Below are 14,679 nucleotides of genomic sequence, written 5' to 3'. Positions count from 1 at the left end.
CACAATGTCAGAGACTCTTTTAAATCCCTATTTTGGCGAGTTTGGTGGTATGTACGTACCAGAAATACTCGTGCCAGTGCTTAAACAGCTTGAGAAAGCATTTGTAGAAGCGAAAGACGATCCTGAATTCCAACGTGAATTTCAAGATTTACTCAAAAATTATGCGGGAAGACCGACTGCACTTACCCTTTGTCGTAACCTAACAAAAGGTACTAAAGCGAAAATCTATCTTAAACGTGAAGATTTATTGCACGGTGGCGCCCATAAAACTAACCAAGTATTAGGGCAAATTTTATTGGCTAAACGTATGGGTAAAACACGTATTATTGCCGAAACCGGTGCGGGTCAGCATGGTGTCGCAACTGCTCTTGCTTGTGCCATGTTAGATATGCCATGCCGTATTTATATGGGTGCAAAAGATGTTGAGCGTCAATCGCCGAATGTATTTCGTATGCGTTTAATGGGCGCGGAAGTGATTCCTGTACAAAAAGGCTCTTGTTCTTTAAAAGACGCTTGTTGCGAAGCTATGCGTGATTGGTCAGCAAACTATGAAACCACCCATTATTTACTTGGAACCGCGGCAGGCCCTCACCCCTTCCCGACGATTGTGAGAGAATTTCAAAAAATGATTGGGATTGAGACGAAACGTCAAATTCTCGAACGAGAAGGTCGTTTACCTGATGCAGTGATTGCAGCTGTTGGCGGTGGTTCTAACGCAATTGGTATGTTTACAGATTTTATTGATGAACCAAATGTACGTTTAATTGGCGTTGAACCCGCGGGGAAAGGCATTGAAAGCGGTGAACATGGCGCACCATTAGGTCATGCAAAAATCGGCATTTATTTCGGGATGAAATCCCCTTTAATGCAAACGGAAGATGGTCAAGTAGAGGAATCCTACTCTGTTTCAGCCGGGTTAGACTTCCCTTCTGTTGGGCCTCAGCATGCTTATTTACAAAGTATTGGACGAGCAGAATATCCAAGTATTACCGATGATGAAGCATTGAATGCTTTCCAGGAATTAGCTAAACATGAAGGCATTATTCCTGCACTAGAAAGCTCACACGCTCTTGCCCAAGCCTTAAAAATGATTCACCAAGAACCTAACAAAGAACAAATTTTAGTCGTGAATTTATCTGGCCGTGGCGATAAAGATATTTTCACCGTAGATAAAATTTTGACAGAAAAAGGAATGAAATAATGAGCCGTTTTGAAACTCAATTTGCTGCACTTAAAGCAAAAAATGAAGGGGCATTTGTTCCTTTCATCACCTTATGTGACCCTACTTTTGACCGCTCTTTTGACATTATTTGTACGCTTGTGGATAACGGTGCGGATGCTTTAGAGCTTGGTTTTCCTTTTTCCGATCCGCTACTCGATGGCCCCGTTATTCAAGCTGCGAATAATCGTGCTTTAACTGCGGGCCATAGTACTGAAGATAGCTTTAAGTTATTAGAAAAAGTGCGGTCAAAATATCCAGAGATTCCGATTAGCTTATTACTTTGTGCCAATTTAATTTTTGCCAAAGGCCTAGACGATTTTTATCAACGTTGTGCAAAAGTCGGTGTTGATGCTGTGCTTGTAGCAGATATTCCTTTACTCGCAAAAGAAGATTATGTACAAGCAGCTAAAAAACACGGCATTCAACCGGTATTTATTTGCCCGCCAAATGCGGACGAGAAAACGATCCAAGGTGTAGCACAAAATAGCGAAGGATATACCTATTTAGTCTCACGCGCAGGCGTAACCAGTGCTGAAAATCAAGCCCACGCAGCGAATTTAGATACCCTTGTAGAACAGCTTAAGGCACATAATGCTCCGCCAATTTTACAAGGCTTCGGCATTGCTCAACCAGAGCAAGTAAAAGAAGCATTAGGTTTGGGAGCAGCGGGTGCGATTTCAGGTTCTGCAACGGTGAAAATCATTGAGCGAAATCTGGATAATCATGAGGAATGTTTAGCTGAATTAGCTGAATTTGTTCAAGCGATGAAAGCAGCAACAAAATAACTTATAAAATACAAAAAAGCGGTGAAATCCACCGCTTTTTTATTACCATTTCTTTAATGCTTCTTTATCTGAATCTCTCGCCTCTATCCAGCGATCCCCTTTGTTGGTTTGTTCTTTTTTCCAAAAAGGTGCCTTAGATTTTAGATAATCCATAATAAATTCATTTGCATGATAGGCATCTCCACGGTGAGCAGAACTTATTCCTACTAATACAATTTCATCTCCCGTATGCAATAATCCTACTCGATGAATCACACTAACTCGTTGGATATTCCAACGGGATTGAGCTTCAGAAATAATTTCTTGTAGTGCTTTTTCGGTCATTGCAGGATAATGTTCTAAGTATAGACTTGAAACATCATCACCTAAATTAAGATCACGAACTTTTCCAATAAAAATTACTGTTGCACCAACAGAGTGAGATTCAGAAAGCCAATGATAAACTGCATTTTGATCAAACTCAGCTTCCTGTACTGAAATATGAACATTACTCATCTTATCCTCCTGTTACTGGTGGAAAAAATGCAATTTCATCACCTGATTTTACCGTACTTTCAAGAGGCATTAAGGTTTGATTTATCGCAACTAGCAATTTTTCTTTTTCTAAAGCTAATGCCCATTTATCACCTTTTTGCGCTAAATGTTCACGTAATTTATCAGCTGTTGTAAATTCTGCCTCAATAGAAAGTTCATCTACACCAATTAATTCTCGTGTTTGAGCAAAAAATAATACTTTTAGCATGTTATTTCCCTATTTATATTGGGCAACAAAGTGACCTGATTTTCCACCACTTTTTTCCAATAAACGTACATATTCAATAACTATATTTTTTTGAACAGCCTTACACATGTCATAAATAGTTAAAGCAGCAACACTTACCGCTGTTAATGCTTCCATTTCTACGCCAGTTTTTCCCGAAAGTTTACATAAAGACTCAATTCGTACTTGGTGTTTTTCCACTAAAGGTTCAAGACTGACCTCTACTTTAGAAAGTAGCAAAGGATGACAAAGCGGAATTAATTCCCATGTTCGTTTAGCTGCTTGAATACCTGCAATACGCGCAGTTGCAAAAACATCACCTTTATGATGCTGCCCACTAAGAATCATAGTTAAAGTCTCAGGCGCCATGGTCACCAAAGCTTCTGCACGTGCTTCGCGTACGGTTTCTATTTTGCCAGAAACATCCACCATATTGGCTTCACCTTGGCTATTGATATGCGTAAATGTTTTCATAATTTAAAAGTGAGGTTAATTTTAAGAAATTTATCCACCGATAGATGCTAAATGCTGACGAATGCCAGTGTCGCCTTGGTGTAAGTAATGGTGTTCACGCTTACCTTGAAGCGCAGAAAAAATCCGAGCCTGTAAAATTGATTGCTGATCATCTGAACGTAAAAGATCGCGCAGTTCAATCCCCTCTTCACCAAATAAACAAAGATGTAATTTTCCTTTTGCTGACACACGAAGACGGTTACAACTTGCACAGAAATTCTTTTCATATGGCATGATCAATCCTATCTCACCCATATAATCAGGATGTTTAAATACCTTTGCAGGACCATCTGTTATAGCTTTTTGTTGTAATTGCCAACCTTGCTCTAATAATTTCTTGACTAAAATTTCACCAGAAAGATGGTGATGATGAAAGAAAGTATCCATTTCTCCCGTTTGCATTAGCTCAATAAAGCGCATTTGGATTGGTCGATTCTTTACCCAAGCTAAAAATTGATTGAATTCATGATCATTTAAATTTTTCATCAATACTGAATTGACTTTAACTTTTTTATAACCAATCTCAAAGGCTCGCTCAATTCCTCTCATCACCTCATCAAACTTATTAATTCCTGTAATTTGATGAAACATTTTAGGATCAAGACTATCAACACTAACATTAATGGAAGTAATGCCCGCACGTTGCCAAGCATCTACATCTTTTGCCATACGATAGCCATTTGTAGTTAAAGCTAACTGACGAATGCCACTTACATTCGCTACATTTTCAGCAATCGTAATAAAATCTTTACGTAAAGTGGGTTCTCCACCAGTTAAACGAATCTTTTCTGTCCCCATAGCAGCAAATGCTTCTGCGACACGAACAATTTCACTTAAGGTAAGAAAACTTGGTTTATTTGCTTCAGGCTGATAACCATTGGGTAAACAATAGTTACAACGAAAGTTACACTGATCAGTTATTGACAGTCGTAAATAATAATAGGCACGCTGGAACGCATCGACTAATCCCACGTTCCCTACGTTTTTAATGGGAATTGATTGCATGTGACACCTTTCTAATATGGAGAGGATAAACCGTTTCCAGCGTATCCCTGAATAACAAACATCGTTATTGGCATTGCGACCCTATTTTGAATATAAACGTAGGTCAACAAGCTCGGAGTTATGCGTAAAATTTATTGCTCGTGATTTTAAAAGATTTCACTTCGCTAACACAATTACTAATTTTGATGAAAAACAAAATTTATATAAATTCTTAAAAATTAATTATATAAAAAAATACATAATGGTACTTTAAAACAACATATACGCTTACTAATATATAGTAAATTTAAACATTATTTTTTTGAGAAAACTTGCACATTTGAAAAACCATTTTCTTTCAAATATAAGGCTTGTAATTTGCTCATCACACCACGTTCACAATACAACACGTAATTTTTACTTTGATCAAGGCTACCAAATTGAGAAGAAAGTTTGTAGAACGGCATTTGAAGGACTTCATGTGTATCCGATTCAAATGGATTTTCATCCGTTTCTTCTGGGCTACGAATATCCAAAATCACTTCATTTTCACCTAATACAGAAATTGCCTCAACTTCTACCACTTCTTTTTCTGTTTCTTCTGCAATCTGGCGAATATCTAAATATTTCGCATTTTGCACCGCACTTTCAAGAATCTCGAAATTAAAATGCCCCTCTTCTTCTAAAATCTTTTCACGAACAGCTTTGATCGTAGGATTTTTTGAAATCACGCCACAAAATTCCGGCATAGATTTTGCAATATCGTCAGTGCCAATTTCTTTTGCCATCGCGATAATTTGTTCTTTATCATGCGTAATTAACGGGCGTAATACTAAGGCATCAGCGGCTTCATCAATCAAGCGTAAATTGGTTAAAGTTTGGCTAGAAACTTGCCCTAATGCCTCCCCTGTCACAATCGCTTCAATATTAAAACGTTGAGCGACTTTACTCGCTGCTCGCACCATCATCCGTTTTAATACAACGCCCATTTGGCCGTTATCGACTTTCTCTAAAATCTCACCGACAACCCCTTCAAAGTTAATCGCAATAAAGCGTACTTTATGTGAAGCGCTATAGCGTTGCCAAATATGATAAGCCATTTGTTTTACGCCAATTTCATGGGCTGCGCCACCAAGATTAAAGAAACAATAATGAACTCGAGAACCACGACGAATCAACATATAACTCGATACACCTGAATCAAATCCCCCCGAAATCAAAGAAAGCACATCCTCTTGAGTCCCAATCGGATAACCACCAATCCCCGCGTGACGTGCTTTAACTAACATCATTTTGTCATCTTCAATATCAATACGAACGGTCACATCTGGATTTTTTAACCGCACTTTTGCACTTTCAATATGTTGATTTAATCCACCGCCGATATAACGTTCTGCTTCAATAGAACTAAATTTATGTTTTCCCTTACGTTTTACTCGAACGCAAAAGGTTTTGCCTTGAAGTTGTTGCGCGACATCAGCAAGCGTCAATTCAAAAATATGATGTAAATCGGTAAACGGTTTTTCTTCAACTTCTAAAAAATGATGAATACCAGGAATACGTTGTAACAAGGCGATTAATTCTTCACGATTTTCTTCATTTTTTGACCGCACTTCAATGTAATCCCAGTGACGTACAACTGCAGTTTCTTCATCATATTTCTGTAAAATATTGCGGATATTAGAGGTTAAAATTTTGGCGAAACGTTTACGAACAGTTTCGCTCTTAATCATAATTTCAGGAAAAAGTTTAACGATAAATTTCATATGAATAGCTTGGGTATTTAAAGTGGCGAGTATTTTACGCAAAGATAGTGAAAAGTCCACTGGTCCTAGCTTGAAATAATTTTTTAACAACGCAAGTAAAATACAGTACAATGGCAAGCAATTTTTACCGTGAAAAAGGATAATTCCATGGCGCGTAAACCAGCATCTTCGCAAGATTTTGAGACAACATTAGCGCAGTTAGAAAATATTGTTACACATTTAGAAAATGGCGATCTGCCGTTAGAAGAAGCGTTAAAAGAATTTGAACAAGGTGTGCAACTGGCTAAGTTAGGGCAAGAACGTTTACAACAAGCAGAACAACGTATTCAGATCTTATTGCAAAAAACTGAAGATGCCCCACTGAATGATTATGAAGGGAATGCTTAATGGGTAACTTTTCTGAAGAATTACAGCAGGTTCAAACTCGTATCAATCGCTTTTTAGAAGCCCAATTTGAGGGTATTGAAAGTTATAATGCACCTTTGCTTGACGCGATGAAATACGCATTATTACTTGGTGGTAAACGGGTTAGACCTTTTTTAGTTTACGCAACAGGTCAAATGCTTGGCGCTGAGAAACAAACCTTAGATTACGCCGCTGCCGCTATTGAAGCCATTCATGCCTATTCCTTAATTCACGATGATTTACCTGCAATGGATGATGACAATCTACGTCGTGGGCATCCTACTTGTCATATCCAATTTGATGAAGCTACGGCTATTCTTGCGGGCGATGCGCTGCAAAGTTTTGCTTTTGAAATGTTAACTAAAACGCCAAATATTTCTTCTGAACAAAAACTGGCTTTAGTTAAAATTTTAGCTCAAGGCTCTGGCGTACAAGGAATGTGCTTAGGGCAAAGTTTAGATCTTATCTCTGAACATAAACAAATTAGTTTAAGCGAATTAGAATTAATCCATCGTAACAAAACGGGCGCATTGCTGATTGCCGCATTAAAATTAGGTTTTATTTGTTCTCCGCATTTTGCCGACAAAAGGTTAGAACAATCCTTAACACAATATGCGGAAGCCATTGGCTTAGCCTTTCAAGTTCAAGACGATATTTTAGATATTGAGGGTGATAGTGCAGAAACTGGCAAACAAGTCGGCGCGGATCTTGATTTAGATAAAAGTACGTATCCAAAATTACTTGGATTAAGTGGCGCAAAACAAAAAGCGCAAGATCTATATCAAAGTGCTTTGTCTGAATTAGAAAAAATTCCTTTTAATACGACCGCACTTCGTGCATTAGCTGAATTCATTATTACTAGAAAAAGTTAATATCGACCGCATCAATGCTGACAAAGTGCGGTTAAAATTATAACATTTTTAAAATGACTAACAATATGAACAATTACCCCTTATTATCTTTGATTAATTCACCAGAAGATTTGCGTCTTTTAAATAAAGAGCAGCTACCACAACTCTGCCAAGAATTACGTGGTTATCTTTTAGAATCGGTTAGTCAAACTAGCGGGCATTTAGCATCAGGTTTAGGCACTGTAGAGCTAACCGTTGCACTACATTACGTATATAAAACACCATTTGATCAGTTAATTTGGGATGTTGGACATCAAGCTTATCCCCACAAAATTTTAACCGGTCGTCGAGATCAAATGTCCACAATTCGTCAAAAAGACGGTATTCATCCTTTCCCTTGGCGTGAAGAAAGTGAATTTGACGTATTAAGCGTTGGCCACTCCTCTACTTCTATTAGTGCTGGATTAGGTATTGCTGTCGCCGCAGAACGAGAAAATGCAGGTAGAAAAACGGTATGCGTCATCGGTGACGGCGCAATTACTGCAGGAATGGCTTTTGAAGCGCTGAATCACGCAGGTTCTGTTCACACTGATATGTTGGTCATTTTAAATGACAATGAAATGTCTATTTCAGAAAATGTTGGCGCGTTAAATAATCACCTCGCTCGTATTTTCTCTGGTTCTATCTACTCCACATTACGAGATGGAAGTAAAAAAATTCTCGATAAAGTTCCACCTGTAAAAAACTTTATGAAAAAAACTGAAGAACATATGAAAGGAGTGATGTTTTCGCCAGAAAGTACATTATTTGAAGAACTCGGTTTTAATTATATTGGCCCAGTGGATGGGCATAACATTGACGAATTAGTGGCAACACTTACGAATATGCGTAATCTGAAGGGACCACAATTCTTACATATAAAAACAAAAAAAGGTAAAGGATACGCACCTGCGGAGAAAGATCCGATTGGTTTCCATGGCGTACCAAAATTTGACCCAATCAGTGGTGAATTGCCTAAACATAATACGAAGCCAACTTATTCGAAAATTTTTGGTGATTGGCTATGCGAAATGGCAGAAAAAGACTCCAAAATTATTGGTATCACACCAGCAATGCGCGAAGGTTCTGGCATGGTGGAATTTTCTCAGCGTTTCCCAGAACAATATTTTGATGTAGCGATTGCAGAGCAACACGCCGTTACGTTTGCCACTGGACTTGCTATTGGCGGATATAAACCCGTAGTTGCGATTTACTCGACATTTCTACAACGCGCTTACGACCAATTGATTCACGATGTGGCTATTCAAAATCTCCCTGTATTATTTGCGATTGATCGAGCGGGCATCGTAGGCGCTGATGGTCCAACACACCAAGGGGCATTTGATCTCAGCTTTATGCGTTGCATTCCCAATATGATCATCATGACACCAAGTGATGAAAATGAATGCCGTCAAATGCTCTATACAGGTTATCAATGTGGAAAACCAGCAGCAGTACGCTATCCTCGCGGAAATGCCATTGGTGTTGAACTAACACCTTTAGAAATGCTTCCTATCGGTAAATCACGTTTAATTCGAGAAGGTCAAAAAATTGCGATTTTAAATTTTGGTACCCTTTTACCGTCCGCTTTAGAGGCAGCAGAAAAACTCAATGCAACAGTTGTCGATATGCGTTTTGTGAAACCGATTGATATTGAAATGATTAATGTGCTTGCACAAACTCATGATTATTTAGTCACATTAGAAGAAAATGCAATTCAAGGTGGAGCTGGCTCTGCGGTTACTGAAGTGCTAAATTCATCTGGAAAATCGACCGCACTTTTACAGCTTGGTTTGCCAGATTATTTTATTCCACAAGCAACACAGCAAGAAGCATTGAAAGATTTGGGATTAGATTCAAAAGGAATTGAAGAAAAAATTCTCCACTTTATTGAAAAGCAAGGTAATTTATAAAAATAAACGCGATGATAACTTCATCGCGTTTTTTCTTAATCAACAATTCTTAAATGAGAAGCTGATTTTGTTTTCTTTTTTTCTTCTCGTTTTCTTGGGCTATCTACAGCCTCATGAAAACTAGTTGGTTGTTCAGTATCTGGCTCAGAATTAAGTTCATCGTAAACTTCTTCTGGCTCAAACATCACCCCATCACCATTTTCACGAGCATAGATCGCAAGCGCTGCGCCCATTGGAATATACAGTTCACGAGAAACACCTTTAAATCGAGCATTAAACTGGATGAAATCATTTGTCAGTTGTAAATTGCCCGTAGCATTGGCAGACAAGTTCAATACAATCTGTCCATCTTTTACATATTCGACCGGAACATTCACACCTAAGTAAGTCGCATCAACAACTAAATAAGGCGTGAAATTATTATCTACTAGCCAATCATAATAGGCGCGTAATAAATAAGGGCGCTTAGGGGAAGCTTTATATTCCATTACTTATCATCCATTAAATTTTTTGGTGCAGCTTCACCTACAGACTGCAAGAATGAATCTCGACTAAATACACGATCCATATATCCCTTAATCGGTTTACTACCAGGACCTGTAAATTCCACACCTAAATGTTTTAATTTCCATAACAATGGCGCAACATAACAGTCCACTAAACCAAACTCTTCATTCATGAAATAAGGTGTTTGCTGGAAAACTGGTGTAATCGCTAAAAGTTCTTCTTTTAATTGTTTGAGTGCTTCAGCTTTTTCACTTTCTGTACCATTTTCTGCTTTCTTGAGAGTTGGATACCAATCTTGTTCAATTCGTAACATCAAAAGACGATCTTTTGCTCGAGAAACTGGATACACTTGCATTAATGGTGGATGCGGAAAACGCTCGTCAAGATATTCCATAATAATTCGCGAACTAAACAAAACAAGATCACGATCAACTAACGTAGGCACTGTAGCATACGGATTTAATTCCATTAAATCTTCTGGTAATGCTTGCAAATCAACTTCTTCGTTCTCATAAAGTACACCTTTTTCAGCTAAAACAATTTTTACCTGATGACAGTAAATATCATCTTTATTTGAAAAAAGGGTCATTACTGAACGTTTACTTGATGCGCTGGACATTTATTCCTCCGAAGATCCAAAAATATTCTATATTTTATAAGGGGTATGTATTCTACCACAAAGCGTAAGTCATTTGCCAAACAATTCTTTTTTATTGTTTTATAATCAATAAGTTAGATAACAAAAAAGCAGAGATTTCTCTCTGCTTTTCTTTTTCGAAACGAAAATAAAAATTAACGTTTTGAGTATTGTGGACGACGACGTGCTTTGTGTAAACCCACTTTTTTACGTTCAACGCGACGTGCGTCACGAGTAACGAAACCAGCTGCACGAAGTGCTGGGCGTAATGTTTCATCGTATTCCATCAATGCACGAGTGATACCGTGACGGATTGCACCCGCTTGACCAGAAATACCACCACCTTTAACAGTAATGTATAGGTCTAATTTATCAGTTAATTCAACCAATTCTAATGGTTGACGTACTACCATGCGCGCAGTTTCACGGCCGAAGTAAACGTCTAATTCACGTTGGTTGATAGTGATTTTACCACTGCCCGGTTTGATAAATACACGAGCTGAAGAGCTTTTGCGGCGACCTGTGCCGTAGTTTTGATTCTCTGCCATTTTCTAAACCTCGTGATTAAATATCTAATACTTGTGGTTGTTGTGCAGCGTGTTGGTGTTCAGCACCTGCGTACACTTTTAATTTACGGAACATTGCACGGCCTAATGGACCTTTTGGCAACATACCTTTAACCGCAATTTCAATCACTGCTTCAGGACGGCGAGCGATCATTTCTTTGAAAGTCGCTTGTTTAATACCACCTACATAGCCAGTGTGCCAGTAGTAAAGTTTATCTGTTTCTTTACGACCAGTTACTGCCACTTTGTCTGCGTTGATAACGATGATGTAATCACCAGTATCTACGTGTGGAGTGTACTCAGCCTTGTGTTTACCACGAAGACGACGTGCTAATTCAGTCGCTAAACGACCTAAAGTTTTACCTGTCGCATCTACTACGTACCAGTCGCGTTTAACCGTTTCTGGTTTTGCTACAAAAGTTTTCATTAATTAATTACCAAAAATTAGTTTGATACCCAGTGTTCTTACGAACACAACCATTGATCTTAATCGCCACCCCTTCGAGTGAGATCTCAATAAAATAATGTACGATGGGAATTCGCACATTTACAGGGTCGGTGTATTATACATATTTATTTCATTAATGCTAATTTTTTATGCAAAATTTTAGTATTTTTGCTGAAACCTATTTACATTAACTAAATTAATATTTTTAATGAATTTATTAAAATTGACTCATACATAAAGTTATTTTATTGTTAACTTAAATATCATCATACTAGTTATAGGAATTTTTATGAGCTACGCTAAAGAAATTGACACGCTTAATCAACACATCGCTGACTTCAATAAAAAAATTAATGTTTCTTTTGAATTTTTCCCACCAAAAAATGAAAAAATGGAAACGCTTTTATGGGATTCGATTCATCGTTTAAAAGTATTAAAACCGAAATTCGTTTCTGTTACTTATGGCGCAAACTCAGGCGAGCGTGACCGCACTCATAGCATTGTAAAAGCAATCAAACAAGAAACTGGATTAGAAGCGGCTCCGCATTTAACTGGTATTGATGCCACACCTGAAGAATTAAAACAAATTGCTAAAGATTACTGGAACAGTGGTATTCGTCGTATCGTTGCGTTACGCGGTGACGAACCCAAAGGATATGCCAAAAAACCATTTTATGCGTCAGATCTCGTGGAATTACTCCGTTCTGTCGCTGATTTTGATATTTCTGTGGCTGCTTATCCAGAAGTTCATCCAGAAGCAAAATCAGCACAAGCAGACTTGATTAATTTAAAACGTAAAATTGATGCAGGTGCAAATCATGTTATCACTCAATTTTTCTTTGATATTGAAAACTACCTACGTTTCCGTGATCGTTGTGCATCAATTGGTATTGATACTGAAATCGTGCCGGGCATTTTACCTGTAACTAACTTTAAGCAATTACAAAAAATGGCTTCTTTCACTAATGTGAAAATTCCTGCATGGCTTGTTAACGCTTATGAAGGATTAGACGATGATCAAACTACTCGTAATCTTGTAGCAGCAAGTGTTGCGATGGATATGGTGAAAATTTTATCTCGCGAAGGAGTGAATGACTTCCATTTCTATACGCTAAATCGTAGTGAATTAACTTATGCAATTTGTCATATGTTAGGTGTAAGACCTAGCTAATATACGACTTATTTAATATTCAAAGCCCACGCTCTTTCAAAGCGTGGGTTCTTTTTTCTTTACAATTTTTATCTTAGATAAATGATTATCAAAAAAAACGAGCTTTTGGAAAATGCCGTGACGGAATAATTGATACATACTCGTTTATCTCTCAGGATAGTTGACTGTAAGAAAAGTGCGGTTAATTTTCACCGCACTTTAAAGGTAAGATTGCTCGTATTCTACGAGGAACAGGAATAATGTGCAAATAATAAAAAATGTGATGATCACAACGCAATCATCACATTTTAATATCAACCTTTCATTCGAAAGTTAAAGGAAAATCAGGTTATTACCAGAAATATGCTACACCAGCACCGGCACCAACATTACCTTGTGTATTAGCACCTAGTGATAATTTCACACCATATTTTCCATTATCAGAAAGGCGACTATAACCAACAGCAACCGCAGATTGGCCACGATATTCACCTACTGCAGCAGTAGCAGCTGACAAACCAGGTCGATAAGATTGGAGCAAGTTTGCCGTAGCAATTGCACTTGCCGTACCAGCATCTGCACGTTTGCCCATTTTATCGATGCGATGGTTTAACTTATCCATATTGCCACTCAAACGGCGTTCAACAGCATGTAACTGACTACCATTCACGGCATCTTTACTGTCTTTAGCTACACGTCCATTAGCCACATTACGGATTACACCTTCCTCATTTAAGCTAATTGACTTATCTGCATTTTTAGTAAACGGTAAGTCGGCAGAAACAGTATATCCATTGCCACTAGATGTGACTTTAATGCCACTACCAGCAACTACTTTAGTTTTCGCAGCCTTAATCGCTTCCGCTACTTCGCCAGCTTTCGCCAGTTTATTCGCATCAGCTGTAGCAACAGATGGAGTCTCTCCCGCTGTAATCGTACCCGTTGCCGCTGAAACTTTACCTGACTTCAATGTGATTGTTGTGCCATCAGTATCGATAGAAAGACCTTCTTCTTGTGCGCTAATACCACCGTTTGGTTTGGTTTTTGCTTCAATCCTTAATGTATCATCTGTATTTACTGTAGCAGTAATACCCTTACCCGCAACTACTTGACGGCCAGCATCACCTTTAAGTGAAGCTAAGAAGTCTGCTTCAGATTTATCAGCATTGCCATCTTTTGCTTTCCAAAGGTCGTAAGCCGATTTACCGTTAGTACCGTTCTCACCTTTAAGGGACGCTAAGAAGTCTGCTTCAGATTTATTAGCATTGCCATCTTTTGCTTTCCAGAGGTCGTAAGCTGATTTACCGTTAGTACCATTAGTACCGTTCTAACCTTTATCACCTTTAAGTGAAGCTAAGAAGTCTGCTTCAGATTTATCAGCATTGCCATCTTTTGCTTTCCAGAGGTCGTAAGCCGATTTACCGTCAGCACCTTTTGCACCACCAGCACCACCTACCCAGGTAATTTTGGTTACACCATCTTTAGATTCCACTCCTATTTTATCTGGAGTACCGGATATGATTTCAGATTTAATAATTGTATGGCCTGCGTTATCACCTTCCACAGGCTGCTCTATTGATACCGCACCGCTACCGCTAGCAACCTCGACTGGCGCATCAAAGGTGATTTTATGAGCCGTATAGTTATCGTTCTTTCTTGTAAGTCTAATCCCTTTATTCCCTTCTAAAATCAATCTGGAATTATCGCTCTTATCCTTTGTCTCTTCTGTTATAACTGAATCTTTATCTAATACGCCTATATTCATCTCTGTATCTGGGCATGCACTGTCTACATTTCCATTCTTGCATCCATTATAATAATCAAGATCGTCTGGCTCACCAGTGTTAGCTGTCGTAACACGAAAATAATAGTCTGTTCCCAACTCAGAAGGTTGAAGATTCTTAGCCACATCCGAGTCCGTCGTACTCGCCTGCGCGAAAGGAGAAAGCATGCCAGCAACAAGAGTAGCTGCAACGGCGGTTACAGAAGCACGTTTTTTGTGTTTTTTAGTCAGTTCAGATACGGCGACCCAGGCTTGAGCTGCTTCGTTCCATACAATTCTAAAAATTTTATTCATAATTTTCCTCTTTAAATAGTAACAGTAAAAAATTGAACACGGATTGTACACAACAA

General features: G+C 38.3%; 17 protein-coding genes and 1 riboswitch. Of the genes, 6 read left to right on the top strand and 11 right to left on the bottom strand.

What is annotated here, in order from left to right; translation table 11 throughout:
- Positions 1–4: 4 nt before the first annotated feature.
- Positions 5–1,201: a tryptophan synthase subunit beta gene (trpB, locus tag A9501_RS02570; RefSeq protein WP_065264808.1), complete on the top strand. Its 1,197-nt coding sequence runs from the start codon at positions 5–7 to the stop codon at positions 1,199–1,201.
- Positions 1,201–2,007, top strand: a complete 807-nt coding sequence (gene trpA / locus A9501_RS02565; protein ID WP_065264807.1) for a tryptophan synthase subunit alpha — start codon at positions 1,201–1,203, stop codon at positions 2,005–2,007. Before trpB ends, trpA begins: the two co-directional genes overlap by 1 nt.
- A gap of 42 nt (positions 2,008–2,049) precedes the next feature.
- Here the strand turns inward: trpA and moaE are convergent, their stop codons facing one another.
- The 5 genes from moaE to thiI all read right to left on the bottom strand — a co-directional run bounded on the left by moaE (position 2,050) and on the right by thiI (position 6,030).
- The gene (gene moaE / locus A9501_RS02560) at positions 2,050–2,502 is read right to left on the bottom strand and encodes a molybdopterin synthase catalytic subunit MoaE (protein ID WP_065264806.1); all 453 of its coding nucleotides are present in this window, start codon (positions 2,500–2,502) and stop codon (positions 2,050–2,052) included.
- A 1-nt stretch (position 2,503) separates the two neighbouring features.
- Complete coding sequence (moaD, locus tag A9501_RS02555; protein WP_065264805.1) at positions 2,504–2,749, bottom strand: molybdopterin synthase sulfur carrier subunit; 246 nt, start codon at positions 2,747–2,749, stop codon at positions 2,504–2,506.
- A 9-nt stretch (positions 2,750–2,758) separates the two neighbouring features.
- Positions 2,759–3,241, bottom strand: a complete 483-nt coding sequence (gene moaC, locus A9501_RS02550; protein ID WP_065264804.1) for a cyclic pyranopterin monophosphate synthase MoaC — start codon at positions 3,239–3,241, stop codon at positions 2,759–2,761.
- 30 nt (positions 3,242–3,271) lie between these two features.
- Complete coding sequence (gene moaA, locus A9501_RS02545; protein ID WP_048953211.1) at positions 3,272–4,285, bottom strand: GTP 3',8-cyclase MoaA; 1,014 nt, start codon at positions 4,283–4,285, stop codon at positions 3,272–3,274.
- Positions 4,274–4,415: riboswitch (molybdenum cofactor riboswitch) on the bottom strand. Its footprint overlaps the gene before it by 12 nt.
- Positions 4,416–4,578: 163 nt before the next feature.
- The gene (thiI, locus tag A9501_RS02540; protein WP_065264803.1) at positions 4,579–6,030 is read right to left on the bottom strand and encodes a tRNA uracil 4-sulfurtransferase ThiI; all 1,452 of its coding nucleotides are present in this window, start codon (positions 6,028–6,030) and stop codon (positions 4,579–4,581) included.
- Positions 6,031–6,177: 147 nt separating this feature from the next.
- On the opposite strand from thiI, the gene xseB reads away from it, so the two are divergent.
- Genes xseB through dxs form a run of 3 tightly spaced genes read left to right on the top strand, consistent with a single transcriptional unit; the run spans position 6,178 to position 9,238 of the window.
- Positions 6,178–6,417 carry an exodeoxyribonuclease VII small subunit gene (gene xseB / locus A9501_RS02535; RefSeq protein WP_005628882.1) on the top strand — a complete coding sequence of 80 codons (240 nt, stop codon included), beginning with the start codon at positions 6,178–6,180 and terminating at the stop codon, positions 6,415–6,417.
- On the top strand, positions 6,417–7,307 hold the full coding sequence (gene ispA, locus A9501_RS02530) for a (2E,6E)-farnesyl diphosphate synthase (protein ID WP_065264802.1): 891 nt from the start codon (positions 6,417–6,419) through the stop codon (positions 7,305–7,307). The genes xseB and ispA overlap by 1 nt, the downstream gene beginning before the upstream one ends.
- Before the next feature lie 53 nt (positions 7,308–7,360).
- Positions 7,361–9,238 carry a 1-deoxy-D-xylulose-5-phosphate synthase gene (gene dxs, locus A9501_RS02525; RefSeq protein WP_065264801.1) on the top strand — a complete coding sequence of 626 codons (1,878 nt, stop codon included), beginning with the start codon at positions 7,361–7,363 and terminating at the stop codon, positions 9,236–9,238.
- Between the two features lie 35 nt (positions 9,239–9,273).
- Here the strand turns inward: dxs and A9501_RS02520 are convergent, their stop codons facing one another.
- From A9501_RS02520 to rplM, 4 genes are all read right to left on the bottom strand, one after another.
- A complete protein-coding gene (locus A9501_RS02520) occupies positions 9,274–9,726 on the bottom strand; it encodes a ClpXP protease specificity-enhancing factor (RefSeq protein WP_065264800.1) in 453 nt (150 codons plus the stop codon).
- Positions 9,726–10,364, bottom strand: a complete 639-nt coding sequence (gene sspA, locus A9501_RS02515; protein ID WP_005633569.1) for a stringent starvation protein SspA — start codon at positions 10,362–10,364, stop codon at positions 9,726–9,728. Before sspA ends, A9501_RS02520 begins: the two co-directional genes overlap by 1 nt.
- Before the next feature lie 173 nt (positions 10,365–10,537).
- Positions 10,538–10,930 (bottom strand): 30S ribosomal protein S9, encoded by a 393-nt coding sequence (rpsI, locus tag A9501_RS02510; RefSeq protein WP_005631594.1) that lies wholly within the window; start codon positions 10,928–10,930, stop codon positions 10,538–10,540.
- Positions 10,931–10,946: 16 nt separating this feature from the next.
- The gene (rplM, locus tag A9501_RS02505; protein WP_005628896.1) at positions 10,947–11,375 is read right to left on the bottom strand and encodes a 50S ribosomal protein L13; all 429 of its coding nucleotides are present in this window, start codon (positions 11,373–11,375) and stop codon (positions 10,947–10,949) included.
- A gap of 310 nt (positions 11,376–11,685) precedes the next feature.
- Between rplM and metF the strand changes: the two genes are divergently transcribed.
- On the top strand, positions 11,686–12,567 hold the full coding sequence (gene metF / locus A9501_RS02500) for a methylenetetrahydrofolate reductase (RefSeq protein WP_065264799.1): 882 nt from the start codon (positions 11,686–11,688) through the stop codon (positions 12,565–12,567).
- 331 nt (positions 12,568–12,898) lie between these two features.
- On the opposite strand, the gene A9501_RS02495 is transcribed toward metF, so the two are convergent.
- Positions 12,899–13,516 carry a YadA family autotransporter adhesin gene (locus A9501_RS02495; RefSeq protein ID WP_053087831.1) on the bottom strand — a complete coding sequence of 206 codons (618 nt, stop codon included), beginning with the start codon at positions 13,514–13,516 and terminating at the stop codon, positions 12,899–12,901.
- 357 nt (positions 13,517–13,873) lie between these two features.
- The gene (locus A9501_RS02490; protein WP_048953218.1) at positions 13,874–14,623 is read right to left on the bottom strand and encodes an ESPR domain-containing protein; all 750 of its coding nucleotides are present in this window, start codon (positions 14,621–14,623) and stop codon (positions 13,874–13,876) included.
- Positions 14,624–14,679 lie beyond the last annotated feature (56 nt).

The organism is Haemophilus sp. CCUG 66565 (assembly GCF_001679495.1).
GTDB lineage: Bacteria > Pseudomonadota > Gammaproteobacteria > Enterobacterales > Pasteurellaceae > Haemophilus > Haemophilus haemolyticus_K.
This window is presented reverse-complemented; position numbering and strand designations above follow the sequence as displayed.